Source organism: Rhodobacteraceae bacterium M385 (genome assembly GCA_025141835.1).
Classification (GTDB): domain Bacteria; phylum Pseudomonadota; class Alphaproteobacteria; order Rhodobacterales; family Rhodobacteraceae; genus Gymnodinialimonas.
Window position 1 is genome coordinate 251817 of sequence record CP081102.1, and the last position, 15987, is coordinate 267803.

At 58.1% G+C, this 15987-nt stretch carries 14 protein-coding genes, 1 tRNA gene and 1 pseudogene; 4 read left to right on the forward strand and 12 right to left on the reverse strand.

Features of this window, described 5'->3' with window-relative positions:
• Positions 1-51: 51 nt before the first annotated feature.
• From K3728_01180 to K3728_01215, 8 genes are all read right to left on the reverse strand, one after another.
• Positions 52-1251 carry a hypothetical protein gene (locus K3728_01180; protein UWQ95888.1) on the reverse strand — a complete coding sequence of 400 codons (1200 nt, stop codon included), beginning with the start codon at positions 1249-1251 and terminating at the stop codon, positions 52-54.
• 83 nt (positions 1252-1334) lie between these two features.
• The gene (pseI, locus tag K3728_01185; protein ID UWQ95889.1) at positions 1335-2381 is read right to left on the reverse strand and encodes a pseudaminic acid synthase; all 1047 of its coding nucleotides are present in this window, start codon (positions 2379-2381) and stop codon (positions 1335-1337) included.
• Positions 2368-2907, reverse strand: a complete 540-nt coding sequence (locus tag K3728_01190) for a GNAT family N-acetyltransferase (protein ID UWQ95890.1) — start codon at positions 2905-2907, stop codon at positions 2368-2370. Before K3728_01190 ends, pseI begins: the two co-directional genes overlap by 14 nt.
• 1 nt (position 2908) lies before the next feature.
• Positions 2909-3994: a UDP-2,4-diacetamido-2,4,6-trideoxy-beta-L-altropyranose hydrolase gene (gene pseG / locus K3728_01195; protein ID UWQ95891.1), complete on the reverse strand. Its 1086-nt coding sequence runs from the start codon at positions 3992-3994 to the stop codon at positions 2909-2911.
• A gap of 2 nt (positions 3995-3996) precedes the next feature.
• Positions 3997-4710 (reverse strand): acylneuraminate cytidylyltransferase family protein, encoded by a 714-nt coding sequence (locus K3728_01200; protein ID UWQ95892.1) that lies wholly within the window; start codon positions 4708-4710, stop codon positions 3997-3999.
• Positions 4704-5462, reverse strand: a complete 759-nt coding sequence (locus tag K3728_01205) for an SDR family oxidoreductase (GenBank protein UWQ95893.1) — start codon at positions 5460-5462, stop codon at positions 4704-4706. Before K3728_01205 ends, K3728_01200 begins: the two co-directional genes overlap by 7 nt.
• On the reverse strand, positions 5462-6358 hold the full coding sequence (locus tag K3728_01210; GenBank protein ID UWQ95894.1) for a Gfo/Idh/MocA family oxidoreductase: 897 nt from the start codon (positions 6356-6358) through the stop codon (positions 5462-5464). The genes K3728_01205 and K3728_01210 overlap by 1 nt, the downstream gene beginning before the upstream one ends.
• Positions 6355-7209, reverse strand: coding sequence for an aldo/keto reductase (locus K3728_01215; GenBank protein ID UWQ95895.1), 855 nt, complete (start codon positions 7207-7209; stop codon positions 6355-6357). Before K3728_01215 ends, K3728_01210 begins: the two co-directional genes overlap by 4 nt.
• Positions 7210-7580: 371 nt before the next feature.
• Here K3728_01215 and K3728_01220 point away from each other — a divergent pair, with 371 nt between their 5' ends.
• Complete coding sequence (locus tag K3728_01220) at positions 7581-8135, forward strand: sugar transferase (protein UWQ95896.1); 555 nt, start codon at positions 7581-7583, stop codon at positions 8133-8135.
• A 25-nt stretch (positions 8136-8160) separates the two neighbouring features.
• On the opposite strand, the gene K3728_01225 is transcribed toward K3728_01220, so the two are convergent.
• On the reverse strand, positions 8161-9006 hold the full coding sequence (locus tag K3728_01225; GenBank protein ID UWQ95897.1) for an NAD(P)H-binding protein: 846 nt from the start codon (positions 9004-9006) through the stop codon (positions 8161-8163).
• Positions 9007-9123: 117 nt separating this feature from the next.
• Here K3728_01225 and K3728_01230 point away from each other — a divergent pair, with 117 nt between their 5' ends.
• Positions 9124-10383 (forward strand): glycosyltransferase family 4 protein, encoded by a 1260-nt coding sequence (locus K3728_01230; GenBank protein UWQ95898.1) that lies wholly within the window; start codon positions 9124-9126, stop codon positions 10381-10383.
• Positions 10384-11318: 935 nt separating this feature from the next.
• A pseudogene (locus K3728_01235) lies at positions 11319-11468 on the forward strand (IS5/IS1182 family transposase).
• Positions 11469-12387: 919 nt separating this feature from the next.
• Here the strand turns inward: K3728_01235 and K3728_01240 are convergent.
• Positions 12388-12464: transfer RNA gene (locus K3728_01240), tRNA-Arg, on the reverse strand.
• A 142-nt stretch (positions 12465-12606) separates the two neighbouring features.
• Between K3728_01240 and K3728_01245 the strand changes: the two genes are divergently transcribed.
• Positions 12607-13593 (forward strand): LacI family DNA-binding transcriptional regulator, encoded by a 987-nt coding sequence (locus K3728_01245; protein ID UWQ95899.1) that lies wholly within the window; start codon positions 12607-12609, stop codon positions 13591-13593.
• On the opposite strand, the gene K3728_01250 is transcribed toward K3728_01245, so the two are convergent.
• Both K3728_01250 and K3728_01255 read right to left on the reverse strand, forming a co-directional pair.
• Positions 13590-14162, reverse strand: coding sequence for a YdeI/OmpD-associated family protein (locus K3728_01250; GenBank protein ID UWQ95900.1), 573 nt, complete (start codon positions 14160-14162; stop codon positions 13590-13592). The genes K3728_01245 and K3728_01250 overlap by 4 nt on opposite strands.
• 115 nt (positions 14163-14277) lie before the next feature.
• Positions 14278-15690 (reverse strand): L-serine ammonia-lyase, encoded by a 1413-nt coding sequence (locus K3728_01255; GenBank protein UWQ95901.1) that lies wholly within the window; start codon positions 15688-15690, stop codon positions 14278-14280.
• Positions 15691-15987 lie beyond the last annotated feature (297 nt).

Genomic DNA, 15987 nt, shown 5'->3' on the forward strand with positions numbered 1-15987 from the left:
TACAAGATGCCTGTGCGCATTGCACCCTCTACACCCACAACGGCCTAGAGATCAAATGTTAAGCTCGGTGTCGATTTGGTCTTGTTCTTTCAAGACGAAAAACGTGTACCAGATTGCGAGAACCGCATTGACGGTAAGGGTAACGGCGGTGCCAGACGCTAGCCATATGGCACCTAGTTCATTTAAGTAAACAAAGGCATTGTTAGCCAGGAGGGCGATTGCCACCCCCCCCATGAAAGCCGTCAACGGCATCTGTCGGCGGTAATATGCAACAAGCGGTGTTACGGCATTGGAGATATAGAACACGGAAAAACCGGCCCCAAGAATGCTGACAATGAGCGTGATACCGCTGAAATCATCCGGCAGAAAGCCGATCTCCAGAGCGGCCACCCCTAGGATCAGGGCCAGGTAGCTGCCTAGTGCAACCAGCGCTGCCATGCGTAACTTGCTGGCGACCATGCGCCGGTCAATTTTTGCTTTTTCCAAACGGGCCTCGCCTAAATTGACCGTATTCACGAAATTGATTGCCGTAACGAAGATCATCGACCCGACCGTCAGCTGATGTGCCAAAAAGTATGTCGCGACCTGCTCGTCAGTGCCGTAAAGCGGTAGCAACAACCTGTCGATCGATGACGCGACCAGAAACAGGGCCGTTCCCAGATACACCGGTCCTCCGAGTGCGACGACCCGAGCAAATTCGCGTTGCCCGAACGCGCCAGATCCGCCTTGAAACTCGCTCACGCGCGGGCCCAAGGCGAGACCCGAGAGCGCGACCGTCAGAAGGCCGATCGCCAACAGATAAACCACTGGCAACATGTTTACGGCAACGCCCCAAAAATAGGCCGCTAGCACCGATAGCAACGCAAGCGACAAGATGAATTCCGGTGCAAGAGAGAACGAGAAATTGCGTCGGTAGCGCAATGCGGGTTCGATCACGAAGAGCGGCACTAGCAACAAAAATGCGCTCGCCCCGACAATATATTCGTGCAGCCAGATCGATGCCACGCCGAGCACAATCAGGCCAAGCCCGCTCATCTGCGCCAAAAACAGCTTCAGAAACTGCCGCTCGGACCGTGGATCACTTTGGGCAAGCGGACCCTGCGCGGAATAACGGCTGACAAAGTACCCGGCCGTCGCGCCCAGATTGAGAACCAGCATGAACTTGGCCAGGAAGGCCGCAGTTATCAGCGCCGAGAACTGTTCGGGCGGAAGAACCCGCGCCCCAATGATCGCCACACCAAAGCTAATCACTGCGACCAACGCGCGGTGCAGGGGGTAGCTGGACAAAAGGTGTTGAAGCCTATTGCTGTGGCCTCCGACCTGCTGCCCCACCGCTATGCCTTGGTCTCGATCAGGTCCCACTGTATTGCCGTTGCGCGGGCGATATCCTCGCGCGCGACCGATCCGATGACCGTATCCAGATGCTTGGGCGGCAGGCCATAGCCGGGCCGGATCGACCGGACATGCTCGGTAGTGATCACGCTGCCTTTGGGGATGTCCTGCACGGCATAGATCGACCGCCGAAATACCTTGTTGGACCGTTCGCTGGATTTGAGGCCGTAGTCCACCGATCCGATGGATTCCCAAGCGATGTGCGCATCGCGGCACAACTGTTCGAGGTCTGCGGGCTCAAGCGAAAAACTGTCATCCGGTCCACCGCCGTTACGGTCGAGCGTGAAGTGCTTTTCGACCACGGACGCCCCCAAAGCGACTGAAGTAATGGCGCTGACATTGTTCAAAGTATGATCCGATAGCCCGACGGGCACGTTATAACGCGTTTCCATATCCGCCATGGTGGCCAGTTTGTAATCCGCCGAGGGGGCAGGGTAGCCAGAAACACAATGCAACAGCACCAGATCCTCACACCCGCCGTCGCGCGCGGCCTGCACCGCTTCGGCGATCTCGTCTTGATCGGCCATCCCGGTCGAGATGATCATTGGTTTGCCTTTGCCGGCCACGTATCGGATCAGTGGCAGATCGATGGCCTCAAACGACGCAATCTTGAACGCCGGTGCTCCCAACTCGTCCAGTAGATCCGCAGCTGTGTTGTCGAAGGGGGACGAAAAGATTGTGATCCCAACCTTACGGGCATGGGCGAACAGCGGTTCGTGCCAGTCCCATGGTGTGTGGGCGCCCTCATAGAGCTGATAGAGCGACTGCCCGTCCCAGAGCCCGCCCTTGATTTGAAATTCCGGCTTGTCGCAGTCGAGCGTTATCGTGTCAGCGGTGTAGGTTTGCAGTTTTACGGCATCCGCTCCGCACTCGGCGGCCTTTTCGATGATTTTCAATGCAGTGCCGAGGTTGCCGTTATGGTTGGCCGACAGTTCCGCTATAATATAGGGTGGATGACCGCGGCCGATGCTTCTATTATTGATTTTCATGGTCTGCCTTACTGGGAAAGTACTTGGGGTTGAAACATGCGACGCAGACTCTGTCCATCGGCTTTGCGTCGACCCAATAGAAGCCGCTCATGCGGCCTTCTATAACCCATCCGGCGCGGCAATAGGCTTTGATAGAGGCGATGTTGTCCTCATACATCCCGCCGTGTAGCCGACGAATATCGTGGTTTTCGAACGCTTCATTGTTGGCGATAGTGATCGCGCGCGATGCAAGACCTTTGCCAAGGTAGCTGCGACTGCCTATCAGACAGACCAGATCTGATGTCTTGTTTTTCGTGTCAACCGGACCGATCTTTACCGTCCCCACGGGGTTCGTTCCATCAACCATGATCATGTAAAAAAAGGTGTTCTTCGACTTTGCGGTCGATACCCATGCGATCAGATCGTCCTTTGAGATACTTCTTTGGCTTCCCGTGTAGTAGTCCAGATGACCATCCGTATTCTGGTGCCACGACACGAACTCATCGTTGATGTCAGAGACCTTGAGCGGCTGGATACTCACGTCCATTTCAGTACTCCCAAAGGCTTGCGGCAACGCATTGTGCGCCGTTGCCATCGCATTGCTTTGCAGCGTTCGCCGCAATTCTAAGGTTAGTCTCCCGATTGAGCAACTCACCTACCGTCTCGGCCAGCTGTTTTCCAAAGGTTGGATCACTCAAATCACCCGGGCTTAGCGCCGCGCCTGCCTTACTCATTGCAGTGACGGCACCGGCTTGGTTGTCGGCTGTTTGAACCAGGACCGATGGCACGCCCAGGCAGCACAATTCCCATGTGGTGCTGCCGGCAGCAGCTATGGCTAGGTCGGCACCCGTCATCAGCTCTGCCATGTTCTGGACATCAACCAATACCTCACTCGGCCAGGGCATCTCGGCGGCCAGCGCCTGCACACGCTCCAGCGCCGGTGCGCGGCTGCCCATGACGATGCTCAGTCGTGCTTCCGTCGGCAAGGCGATCCCGGCAAGCACGCGCAGAACACTTGACGTTGCATCATTGGCATCCATTCCGCCCATTGTGATCATCAGATGTGACGGCTTGCGGTCTTTACGCTGCGCCAGCGATTCCGCACGTTGCGCCGCAAACTCGGGCCGCAAGAGGGCAAAGCGTGGCCCGATCAAACAGCTACAGTCTACGGGCAACAGACCGCGGTAATCGCTAGCCGCACTGCCAAGGTTCTGATCCAATAACAACGCCGCGTGATGCGGCCGGTCGGCTAGATCGTCAATCACCATGACCCGCGCGATACGGCCGGCGAAGCCGCGTTGCCAGCGCGCGTCGAAAGCATAGTGGTCGACGATCAACCAGTCTGCCGTGGAAACCACGTCGAGGGTCTCTTCGAGGTCCTGTTGCCAAGTGACTCCGGCCCAATTGGCATGGGCCGGTGGCCCGGCAATTTCGGTGTCATCTGAAGGCTCAGGAAGAAGCGAAACGGCAAAGCCTCGGGCCTCGATCAAAGCGCCGGGGTGTCCGGCCAAGGCTCGCGTCACGAAGTGGCAGTGTGCGCCCCGCGCGCGCAATGCATCGGCCAGTGTCAGGCACCGCATGACATGGCCCGTCCCGATCATGACTGACGCGTCCGCTCGAAAGACTACCCGCATTGTCAAACGTCCGCACCGGCGTTCTGAGCGGCGACAAGCGCAAGTGCCTCGGCCATTTGGAAATCGTGCCAATCATCGATATCGACCGCTGCCTGCCAAGGCATCGGGCACAAAACATGGCCTGGTCCGTAAAAGCTGCCGTAGTCAGTCAGGGCCTCTGAATCGGCGATCCAGATGGCGCCCGTCGGGCAGTAGAGGCGCTCAAGATCCTGGGACCGCGACTGGCGTTCCTTGGTGAACATCCAGTCGGGTTGGCCGTCGGGTTTGATGCGCGCGGCCCACCAGGGGTTCATCCAACCGAACTCAAACGCGCTAATCTGGAACCGGTGGGCACCACCTTGGAAATTCTCCCAGGCTGCGTGGATCTCGCGTCCTCCACGCAAAGGGCAGTTCGCCATCAACTGTGTGACGGTTTCGAACCGCGTCCCATAGTGGGTTTCGGCCTGCTTCAGCGCACTAATGACGGCATCGCTGACCGGACTTTGATCATCTGCATGGACCTCGCGGAGAAACGGCACGTCCGCCCCTTCCGCGAGAGAGATTTCCGCGATTTCCGCGTCGTCAGTCGACACCACCACGCGCTCGAACACGCCGCTTTGCAGCGCGGCCTCGATCGTCCAGCCAATCATCGGACGGTTCTGAAACGAAATGATGTTCTTGCGCGGGATCCGTTTCGAGCCGCCCCGAGCGGGAATGATTGCGATATTGCTCACCATACGCTCCACCCTGCATCGGCAACCAGAACATGACCTGTCACTGACGACGCGGCGGCGTCGTCCAGCAAGAAGGCGACCGGGCCCCCAGCCTCTTCCACGGTCAGCATTCGTCCAAGCGGCGCGAGTTGGGCGTAGCGTTCCAGAAACGCCGCATCGGTCCGGCCCTCAAAGCCGCCGTAGGCCACACAGTTCACACGTACATTCGGTGCCATCCGCACAGCCAACTCGCGCGTCATGTGGTGTAGGGCAGCCTTTGAGACGCCGTATTGAATTGGCGACCGGCTTAGATCCCCCTCATACAATTGAGGATTTGGTGCCACGACGCCATATTGAGATCCCACGGTTACGACGCTGCTCAGCGCGTGCCGAGGATCGTTGGCTATCCGCATCAGCATTCTATAGGGCGCGACTACTTCGACCGCGAATTCGTCCACAAAATTATAATGTTGGGTTGTCCCGTCCGCCTCTACCGCCAGCGTGTCGAGAGACCGCGCATTGCTGACGACATGCGTGATCCGTACACCCGTGTTCGCGATCCTTGCAGCCAGACTTTCAGCGCTTTCTTGTGACAGCAGGTCAAGTTCTACTGCATGAACCCCCGCTCCCACCGCGCGCAATTCTTCGACCAACGGATCACAACGCGTAACATTGCGAGACGTGAGCACCAGATCCCACCCCAATGGTGCAAGATGGCGCGCAATGGCACTGCCCAGTTTCCCGGTTGCGCCCGTGATCAATGCTGTTCGCGTCATTACAATCCCAACTCGATTATCTGTACCACGCGCCGGTTGAACGCCTCAGGCAGCCGCGAGCAGCCTTCGTTCACACCGGCGACAAATTCAGCCAAGGCACTGCGGAAGGCGTTGAAGCTGCCATGGAACGCCAGCGTCGTCTCTCCGCTGTCCCCGACGACGCGCAGCGTCAAAGGCGATGGAACGCCGGTCCCCGCGGCCATCAGGTGCACATCCGGTCCATCGCTTGGCCAGCGTAGGCCCAACATACGACCGTCGGCGCCGACCGGGCCCGCAAACAGACGCTCGGGCTGGGCTTCGTGCCCCAGCATCACGAGAAGCGGATCAATCAGATGGACGGCGTAGGTGTTCCAGAACTTCGGTGTCATGGCTTGAACAAGCCGGATGTTGCCAATTCGGGTGATCGTATCGGCGTCCAACTTCAGTTCCGGAGCAAAGCGCAACGCCGAGCAGCTGAAAATTTGGCCCGGGCGCTGTTGCATCGCGTGAAGCGCGTCGAACGTTGCCTCAGACAAAGCGATGGGTTTGTCGATATAAACAGGCACGCCCGCAGCCAGAAAAGGTTCAGCAAACCGAGAATGGTTTTGCGCGTCGTCACGCGCCAGCAACAGAGCATCGATCTGTCCGATCATATCCTCGGGTCGTGCGGCCACAGTATCGATCCGCGTCGCTTGTGCGATCTTGCGGGATGTCGCCTCATCCTGTGTCCAAACGTGGGTTACGCGCGCGCCGGGAAGCTGGTCGTCAGGCCATGTTTGTCGCGCCAGATATTCGGGAATGGCGGGAAACCCACAATCGGCCATCGCGTCCGGATCATATCCGTTGCAGATCGCCGACCACGAATAGGGGTGTCCGTTTCCAGGCGACATCCCGATGATACCCAAGCGCACCGTCATGCGTCATCCTTCCAATGCCGCGGGTCGATCAGACCCAGCTCGTCCGACCCCAGATCGCTGGCGCCAATATCAGCGCTTTGGCCCGCGTTGAATGCCGCAACCAACTCTGACAACTGCTGCGCACTGTCAACACCGACGACACAGTGCGTCACGTCCGCTTGCCGAGCCGCAAAGCCAAGGCAGAACGCCGCAGGGGTAAGCCCGCTGTCGCGCACCCGTTCATCGAAGCGCGAAAGAGTAGGTGCCCAACGGGCAAAGCGCGCGGGTCTGTCCGAGGCATTCATCAGCAAAAGACCCTGAAGAAAGACGGAGCGCACATGCAGCTCGCCACCGCCGCGCCGCAGAGAATCGGCCCGACCCGACTGGATGAAGCCCTGATCAAGAACGTTGAACGGCGCTTGAACGATCTGAGAGCGATCATCTTCAATCTCTGCCATGTCTTCTGGGCGATAAACCGACACGCCGATCCGTCCGATCAACCCGTCAGCCCGCATGGCGGCCAGCGCATCACGGAAGCGTCGTCCGCGATCGCCGACCATATCACGGCTGTCATGCGCCAGAACTGCATGTAAGGCGTCCACACGCAACAGGTCCAACGAGCGGTGAACCGACGTGCGCACGCTACGCTCGATTTCCGCGTCATCAATCCGTTCAAGGGAGGGTGCTTTGGTAATGATCGACCACTGATTGACGCCACACTCACCAAGCACACGCTCACTATCGCCGTACATCGCTGCAGTGTCGAGCGTGCGCAGGCCCGACGTGTAAGCCAGGTCGAGGATGTCGCGCGTGCGCCCAATATCAGGCCTACCCGTACGGTTAGCGACCCCGTATGCTAGACCGAATTGCACCGTCCCCAAAACAAGAGATGATAGAGGCTTCGTTGAAATTTCAGAGGGCAAATCCGTCACCTGGCATATTTGTGGCTGTGCGTGATCGCGTCATGGTCGTCTCTGAGGCTTCTACTTCGCGTCGGACCCAAGATTGGTCCAATATCGCAGAGGACCTATCTGAATGACGGCAAGTATCATCATACCCCGCAGCGATGCCGTTGTGGGGATTTTCACGATCGAGCCCGAATTACAACTAGATTAATCAACGCTTCAGGCCATTCGCGATTGTGCGCGACCTACGATTAGAGCTACAGGCTGCCCCAAGACGCGGTATCACTTGCGACGGTTTCAAGACAGGGTAGGTCAACGCACCTGCCGGAGCATAGCTAATGAAAAGACTCTTCGACATCATCCTCTCGCTCCTGTTGCTACCGCTCGCCTTGATTGTCACCTTGATCTACGAATGCCTTTGCCGGATCCGGGGCGAGGGCACAGGCATTTTCACTCAGACACGCGTGGGAAAGGATCAGATTCCCTTCACGCTGTATAAGCTGCGCACAATGCTGCCCGGAACGGCACAAAAGGCTAGCCACGAGATTTCGACAGCACAGATTACACCCCTGGGCCGCGTCATGCGGCGTACCAAGATCGATGAGCTGCCGCAGATTCTGAACGTGCTGTTGGGCGACATGAGCTTTGTCGGCCCGCGCCCCTGCCTACCCAACCAGCACGAGTTGATTTTCGAGCGCGCCGAGCGCGATGTTTTCCTGGTGCGGCCGGGCGTGACTGGCCCGGCGCAGCTTTTGGGGATCGACATGTCCACACCGCGCAAACTAGCGCAGGCGGACGCCGACTATATCAAGACGCAATCGTTCGGCGAGGATATGTCGTTGCTGATGAAAACTGCCATCGGCGGCGGACGCGGAGACGCCGCCAAGAACTGAGGGATCGTTTGGCCCCTCTGTTCTGTCAGGCCATATAGGAAAGCGTCTCTGGCATCGTTGCGGTCGGCGCCCACCCGAGGTCGTCCAACCACGCCGGATCATGTGGAGCGGGCAAAGCATCCAATGCGCCAGTGACGAGTTCCGCTTTTCTGGCGGCCTTGCCCAACAGGCGCAAAAGCCCGGTCGGAACGGATACCAATTTCGGACGTGTGCCAATCGTCTCAGCGATCATCTCGATCACATCGCGTGTTGAAAACTGTTTTCCGTCGGTGACTGACAATGCCCGCCCGGACACCTTGCTGAACGCGTCCGGTGTGGCGGCGGCCAAGGCACCCAGGGCTTGTGCGGCATTCGCAACCGATATGTAGGATCTGGGCGTGGTTGCGCGCCCCAGCGGGATTGGCAGGCCTGTGCGGACCAGCTTCTCCAACGTCGCTAATCCCCCCTTGCACCCGGGGCCATAAATCGGCGGAAACTGGACGCATACCGCCCTGACGTCGTCGTGGTTGAGCGCGAGTTGCTCAATCTGATGTTTGTGGAACCCGTAAGCGGTTTCATTACCCGCCTCATGAGCCCGCGCATACACGCTGGACGCCACAATCAAGCGCGTGATCTTGCACGACGCCATCGCTGCAAGCACGGCGTTGATGATGCCCCCGGACGCGGTTGACCCTTGTGTGTAGACTTCACGGCTTGGATTATCTGCCAGATGAATGACGATGTCAGCGCCTGCCAGAGCCGACTGCAAGGCATCGACGTCGCCATAGTCGGCAACGCTGCGCCAAAGAACGGATTCCGTGTCTGCCAGCAGGCTTTTTGCCCTGCTGATCGCAACGACGCGGTGCCCGTGTTCGGTCAATTCTTTCGTCAACACGGACCCGATGAATCCGGTTGCTCCGGTTACTGCGATTAGCTTGGACATGAACCGGTTCTCTAGTAATAGACGCGCCACTAATGCAGTAGTCGACTTTTAAGGTCCATAAGATTCATGCGCATCCTATTCATTAGCCAGTATTTCTACCCCGAGCAGTTCTCGAACAACGAAATTGCATCGTGGCTGGTTAAACAGGGTCATGAGGTCGATGTCGTTTGTGCCGTGCCGAACTATCCCGAAGGGGTGTTTTCGGAGGGCCATTCAAACACCGAACGGCGTGAGGAATGTTGGAACGGCGTCCGCATCCACCGCGCCTGGACAAGGCCGCGTGGCAAGTCGGCCTGGACGCTGCTCCAGAACTTTCTCACTTATCCGGTAGCTGCAATCCATACCATGAGACGCCATGTCGGTGGCCGGGCAGATGTCAGTTTCGTGTCGATGCCGTCCCCCCTGACCCAGGCACTCGCGGGGATATACCAGAAGCACCGGCACAAGACGCCACTGGTCTATTGGGTCCAGGATATTTGGCCGGAAAGCTTGCTGCTGACGCTCAATATCCGCAATCGCTTTGTCGTTTGGGTGCTAATGGCGTTTTGCGGCTGGATCTACCGCCGCGCCGATCTGATAATGGTGCAAAGTTCGGCCTTCCCGCCGATGATTGAACGCTTCGGAATTGATCCTGAGGTGATCCGTGTGCTGCCCAATACGGCCCCCGGCACATATTTTCCAATGGCCGCCGATCCCGAAAGCACCATCGGTCGGATGATGCCAAACGAGGGGTTTCGGCTGATGTTCGCGGGAAACATCGGCGAAAGTCAGGACTTTGACACCTATCTGGATGCTGCCAGTATCCTTGAAGTGAAAGGATACAATGTAGCTTGGTTGATCGTCGGATCGGGCCGCGACCTTTCTCGCGTCGAATCGGAAGTGGCGCGCCGCGGCTTGATGAGCCGGTTTCACTTCCTGGGCCGCCACCCAGAACCCGATATGCCCGAGTTTTTCTCCCATGCAGATGCCATGTTGGTTGGGCTGAAGGACACCCCGATCTTCGGCATGACGGTGCCCTATAAAGTGCAATGTTATATGGCTTGCGGCAAACCTATCGTTGGATCGCTCTCTGGCGAAGGGGCCCGTATCATCGCGCAGTCTGGTGCAGGGATCTGTGCACCAGCCCAGAGCCCCGAAGCACTCGTCTCCGCGATTACGCAGATGGTTGATGCGTCGCCGCAAACCCGTCAGAGAATGGCCCAGGCAGGGCGAGACTTTTTCGAGAAGACCTATGCCGCCGATAAGGTCTATGATAATCTCCAGACGTGGCTGCAGGATATGACTCAGACTCAGCAATCCCAGGAAAAGACAACGCTGAAAGAATAGTCACACTTTAGGCTGAAGTGTGCGACTCCGCCGATTAACAGTACGCGGTGGCCTTGTTCGTTACGTCGAAGCCTTCAAGGCCAAGTTGTCCACTAAATTCTCGCCCCAGCCACTTAAACGGAGCTTTACAACTTGTTCCTTGAACAAGCCTGTCAAGTGAATTGGTTTCACGCCATTTGCGCCTGTGACTAGTATTTGCACGATACTACTAGCCTTCTTTGCTCGATCATGCGACCGGCGGTTGCCCATCATCTCCAAGCAAGCTCAGTGTTGAGCGATAGGTAGCCTGAGCAGGCCGCTTCGATTACCGTCTCTAGGGTCCGGACCTATTAATTGGTTTGCTCGTCCCCTGACCGCATGATCCAAAGCTCAATCGTTTGGGCGACATCATGAGCAACCTTTACTGGCTGAGCGAGGCGAAAATGGAGCGCCTTCGCCCGTATTTCCCGAGGAGCAGAGGACGCAGCCGTGTAGATAATCGACGCGTTCTGAGCGGGATTATCTTCATCAACCGCAATGAGTTACGATGGTGCTACACACCCGCTGAGTAGGGATCCCCAAAGACCCTGTACCACCAATAGAAAGGGTGGAGCGACATTTTTTTGCCCGGGTCATGATGGAGTTGGCCAACGAGGCGCCGGACCATAAGACCACCTCCATGGACGCGACTTCCCTCAAGGCGCACCCGCTGCCCGGCAACACATGCTTGCATGTGTGAGAGGGGTCCGGCTTCCAGCCGGCGGTTTAAAAAGGAGGAAGCAAGCGCCTGATCCTTTGCCCGGCAGGGCATTGCACAGCAATGTCCCGAGAGGGGTCAAACCAAAGGGAGCATGAACCACTGCCTGGCAAGCGCATGCAAACCATGCTGCCGAGAAGGACCAAACTGCATGCGGTCACACCCTCTCATCGCGTTAAACAGCGATTGCCGGGCAGTGGACAAGCGGCGCTACAAAAGGCGAAACTGGGTTGAAAGAATGTTCGGCAAGCTCAAAGACTGGCGACGGGTCGCAACCCGCTACGATAGATCACCCACCGTCCTCCTCTCCGGCATCGCTCTCGCCGCAACTGTCCTCTTCTGGTTATGAGTCCTGAATGTCTGACGTCAGCGCCTATGGGTCCAAATAGGGTTATTTTCTAAGAGAGGGTTTGTCGCTCATCGCAACCACTGAGGAGTGGACCATGAGAAAGAAGCCGAAGAGCACTGGGCCAAAAACGGCGCGCGGCAAGGCCATTGTCGCGAGCAATGCGCGTTGACAAGGTGCAACGGCATGTCCAGATCCAACACTCGTCATTACCTGGCTCAGGATTATCCTGGATGAACCTGAGATCGCACCGAAAGCCCTGATCCTGAGTGATGAGCTCGGCTTCCGAGCGGTCTTGCTTGCACAAACTGAAGCACGATAGGTCGCCGCAGAGAGGTCTCTGCGCGACTTCGAAGCGGGAATGCCATTGACTTTGCGAAAGGGCGTAATGCTTACTAACAAGGATTTTGTTGACGGCTGGGCGTCTGGAGAACTTGAACGCAACGATAGGAATATGACGCAAAGTGAAGTTGGTCGGTTCATTCGGTTAAAAAGAATGGAATATTAGGCGGCAGAGCGAGGGCAGAGGTTGCTGAAGCGCTATTTGGGTGATGCACGTGCACAACGGCGCAAAACGCTTTCGGCCTGGCTTGTCGCCAGTGGTGGAGAAGAGATGGTGGCCTAGAATTCGCCATTTCCTGAATCAAAGCCAGATTTCGCCCGAACGGTACTAGTTGAAGAAAAGTGCCACGTAAGATCTTGATTAGAATATATAATAATGATTTACGCACTTCTGCTTGGCGCGCCAAATGCCCAATGGCGTGCCGAGGCATTCCGGAGGTCGCTCCCGGAAGCTGCAGCAGAGTTCTGAGTCCTGTGCTGGGTTTTCGACATTCCTACAGAAATAATGCGTGATCTCGCGGGACTTTCTGCAAGCTCCTGCACAAAGCCCTGTAAATAAGCCATATTTTTTTAATGTTTTTGGTGACCCCGGCAGGATTCGAACCTGCAACCTGCCCCTTAGGAGGGGGCTGCTCTATCCAGTTGAGCCACGGGGCCGGAAGCGTTGTTTTCGGCGATTTAGCCCGGTCCTGCAAGCGCTTGCGCAGGGGCGGGTCGGGGGCGTATCAAGAAATGGTAGCGCTCACGACTGAAGGACATTCCCTTGCGCGGACGGAATCCATTTGATGGCAAGCCGCAGATGACTCTGCGTGACGTGGCGGATGCCGCTTCGGTGAGTGAAATGACGGTCAGCCGGGTGTTGCGGAACCGCGGGGATGTGTCGGACAAAACGCGCGAGCGGGTGTTCGAGGCGGCGCGGACATTGGGCTATGTGCCCAACAAGATCGCGGGGGCCTTGGCGTCCAATCGGGTCAATCTGGTGGGCGTGGTGATCCCTTCGCTGTCCAACATGGTGTTTCCGGATGTGCTTCACGGCATCGGTGCCGCCCTGGAAGAGACAGAGCTGCAACCGGTGATCGGGTCGTCGAAGTACGATCAGCAGCAAGAGGAAAAAGTCATCTATGAGATGCTCAGCTGGCGGCCGTCGGGGCTGATCGTGGCGGGGTTAGAGCATACGGAAGCGGCCCGTGCGATGATGCGCAACGCGGGCGTTCCGGTGGTAGAGGTCATGGACGTGGACGGTGACCCTGTCGCGGCGGCCGTGGGGATCAGCCACAAGGCGGCAGGCCGCGCCATGGCGGCTGAGATCGTCGCGCGGGGCTACAAGAAAATCGGCTACCTGGGGTCCAGTTCCATCGCCGATGCCCGCGCACAGAAGCGGTTTCGCGGGTTTGAGGCCGGGTTGAACGAGGCAGGCGTCAGCCTGACGGACAGCATTTTCTACGACGGGGCCTCGGGGTTTGGGACCGGTCGCAACATGACTCAGGCTCTGCTGGAACGGGCGCCCGATTTAGATTTTCTGTACTATAACACGGATATGAATGCCGCCGGTGGGTTGCTCTATTGCCTTGAAAAGGGGATGGATATTCCGAACCAGATCGGTCTGGCCGGGTTCAATTCCTTTGAAGTTCTGGACGGATTACCGATGCGCATCGCCACGATGGATAGCCAGCGGGAAGCGATTGGCCGCCGGGCGGCGGAGCTGATGGTCGCCAATGAGCTGACCGAGGAAGTCGTGCGACTAGAGCCAGAGTTCCTGCCCGGCGATACGGTACGCAAAGGTTAAGGCGCCGCCAGTTCTGCGATGATCTTGGCCATGCGTCTTTGGCGTGTTTCCTCTTTCCGAGCCGAGGTGAGCGCCGCGTAAATCGCGAATTTTCTGGATCGTGTCAGCTTCTCGAACCGTTCCTCCGCCACAGGTTGCGCTGCCAGGGCCGCCAGAAAATCGGCCGAGAATTCCATGTCCGCAGATCCGGCATAGGCCTTTTCCCATTGCCCACTGTCTTTGGCAGCTTGAACCTGCGCCAACCCTTCGGGCCTCATGCGTCCTTCGGCCATCAGCCGCTCGACATGTTTCACGTTGCGCTGGGACCAGCCGGACCGCGCTCGGCGTGGGGAGATCCGTTGCAGGTAGGACTCATTATCCAAGGATCGCTTCTGGCCGTCGATCCAGCCCCAGATCAGGCAGGCCACCACGCAATCGTCCCACGTGACCGACGCGACGCCAGAGCCCTTCTTGTAGATACGCACCCACAGCGCGGTTTCTGTCGCGTAGTGTGCGGCCAGCCAGCTTTCCAACTCGGCGGCGGTGGCGAAACTTTGGTGGGTCTCGCTTTCGCGTTTTAGGTCAGCCATTCCGTATCCTCCCCCGATCGCCGGGGCGACTATAGCGCCCTTGCCGCAAAGGGCGAGGGGTGCGGCCCCCATATCGAAAGCGCGCCTCACATTGTCGTCAACTGCGCGGCGCGGTTCAGCATTGCGGTAAGTTGACCGCCAAACCACCCATCGAGGTTTCTTTGTACTTGGTGCTCATGTCGATGCCGGTTTGGCGCATCGCCTCGATGCAATTATCCAGCGGCATGTAGTGGTTGCCGTCGCCACGCAGGGCAAGGGACGCCGCCGATACCGCCTTGATCGCGCCTAGGCCGTTGCGCTCGATGCAGGGCACTTGCACAAGGCCCGCCACGGGATCACAGGTCATGCCCATGTGATGTTCCAAGGCAATCTCTGCGGCGTTCTCAATCTGTGCGTTGTTGCCGCCAAGGGCGGCACACAGCCCCGCCGCCGCCATGGCCGAAGCACTGCCCACTTCGCCTTGGCAGCCGACCTCTGCGCCGGAAATACTGGCGTTGTGCTTGATCAGCCCGCCGATCGCGGCGGCAGTCATCATGAAGTCGCGCAGGCCGTCTTCTGTCGCGCCGATGCAATGGTCGCGATAGTAGCGCAGCACCGCCGGAACAACGCCCGCCGCCCCATTGGTGGGCGAGGTGACAACGCGGCCCCCCGCGGCGTTTTCCTCGTTCACGGCCATCGCATAGACAGACAGCCAATCGTTCGCCACGTGAGGTTGCGCCTGATTGGTGCCCGCTTCGGCCTTCAACTGCGTGTGGATGTGTTTCGCGCGGCGCTTGACGGCCAGACCGCCGGGCAATTCCCCTTCCATCCGCAGGCCCCGGTCGATGCAATCGTTCATCGCGGCCCAGATCGTGTCGAGCCGTTGGCGGACATCGGCACGAGGGGCCAGCGCTGATTCATTCTCCCACTTCATCTGGGCGATGGTCTTGCCAGATTTTTTGCCCATCTCCAGCATCTCAATGGCTGACCCGAAGGGATGCGGAAAGCCCGCGTCGGCTTTTTCGGCGTGAAGCGCGTCGGGGCCATCGTTCTGGGCGTCCAACTCTTTGGCCGTGACCACAAAGCCACCGCCGACAGAATAGTAGGTCTCTTCCAGATAGAGGTGTCCGTTGGTGTCAAAGGCGCGCAGCACCATCCCGTTGGCGTGGCCGGGCAAGATGGTGTCGTAGTCAAAGATCAGGTCGGTGTCGGGCGCGAATTTCAGGGGTGGCAGACCATCGGGGGCCACCGTGCCCGAGGCGCGAATCTCAGCCTCCAGCGGTTCGGCTCGGTCAGGATCAAGGGTGGCAGGTTCAAACCCGGCAAACCCCAGAATCGCCGCTCGATCCGTCGCGTGACCTTTGCCGGTAAAGGCGAGCGATCCATGGAGAGAGCATCCCAAACCGCCAAGCTCTCCCGCGCCGGGCTCTTTCTCGCGGCCCGAGCGCAGGTCGTCCAAAAACCGCGCAGCCGCCGTCATAGGCCCCATCGTGTGCGACGAAGACGGGCCGATGCCGACCTTGAAGATGTCAAAGATACTTAGAAACATGGGCCCCAACTAACGTGATCTACGCGATTCCAACGCGATAGCACCGACTTGCTACACACCAATAGCGACGCTGGAAAGAAACCTCAGTCCACAAAGCCTCAACCCCGGCGGATCGGGGGGAACAGCAATATCCTGAGGGGAAATGGTGAGCCCTGCAGGATTCGAACCTGCGACAAATTGATTAAAAGCTGTGAAAGTGCGATTTCTTCGGTCTTCGCTCAATTGCGCTGTGTTGCGGTAAATTCATGCAACGAAACGATTTTCTTTGATCTTCTCTACGCTGCTGTTGCACCTGTT

Bases quoted from the DNA above. Each gene is read 5' to 3' on its own strand.
- pseI (UWQ95889.1), bottom strand. From the start codon at position 2,381: ATGAAAATCAATAATAGAAGCATCGGCCGCGGTCATCCACCCTATATT.
- K3728_01190 (UWQ95890.1), bottom strand. From the start codon at position 2,907: ATGGACGTGAGTATCCAGCCGCTCAAGGTCTCTGACATCAACGATGAG.
- pseG (UWQ95891.1), bottom strand. From the start codon at position 3,994: ATGCGGGTAGTCTTTCGAGCGGACGCGTCAGTCATGATCGGGACGGGC.
- K3728_01200 (UWQ95892.1), bottom strand. From the start codon at position 4,710: ATGGTGAGCAATATCGCAATCATTCCCGCTCGGGGCGGCTCGAAACGG.
- K3728_01205 (UWQ95893.1), bottom strand. From the start codon at position 5,462: ATGACGCGAACAGCATTGATCACGGGCGCAACCGGGAAACTGGGCAGT.
- K3728_01210 (UWQ95894.1), bottom strand. From the start codon at position 6,358: ATGACGGTGCGCTTGGGTATCATCGGGATGTCGCCTGGAAACGGACAC.
- K3728_01220 (UWQ95896.1), top strand. From the start codon at position 7,581: ATGAAAAGACTCTTCGACATCATCCTCTCGCTCCTGTTGCTACCGCTC.
- K3728_01230 (UWQ95898.1), top strand. From the start codon at position 9,124: ATGCGCATCCTATTCATTAGCCAGTATTTCTACCCCGAGCAGTTCTCG.
- K3728_01245 (UWQ95899.1), top strand. From the start codon at position 12,607: ATGACTCTGCGTGACGTGGCGGATGCCGCTTCGGTGAGTGAAATGACG.
- K3728_01250 (UWQ95900.1), bottom strand. From the start codon at position 14,162: ATGGCTGACCTAAAACGCGAAAGCGAGACCCACCAAAGTTTCGCCACC.
- K3728_01255 (UWQ95901.1), bottom strand. From the start codon at position 15,690: ATGTTTCTAAGTATCTTTGACATCTTCAAGGTCGGCATCGGCCCGTCT.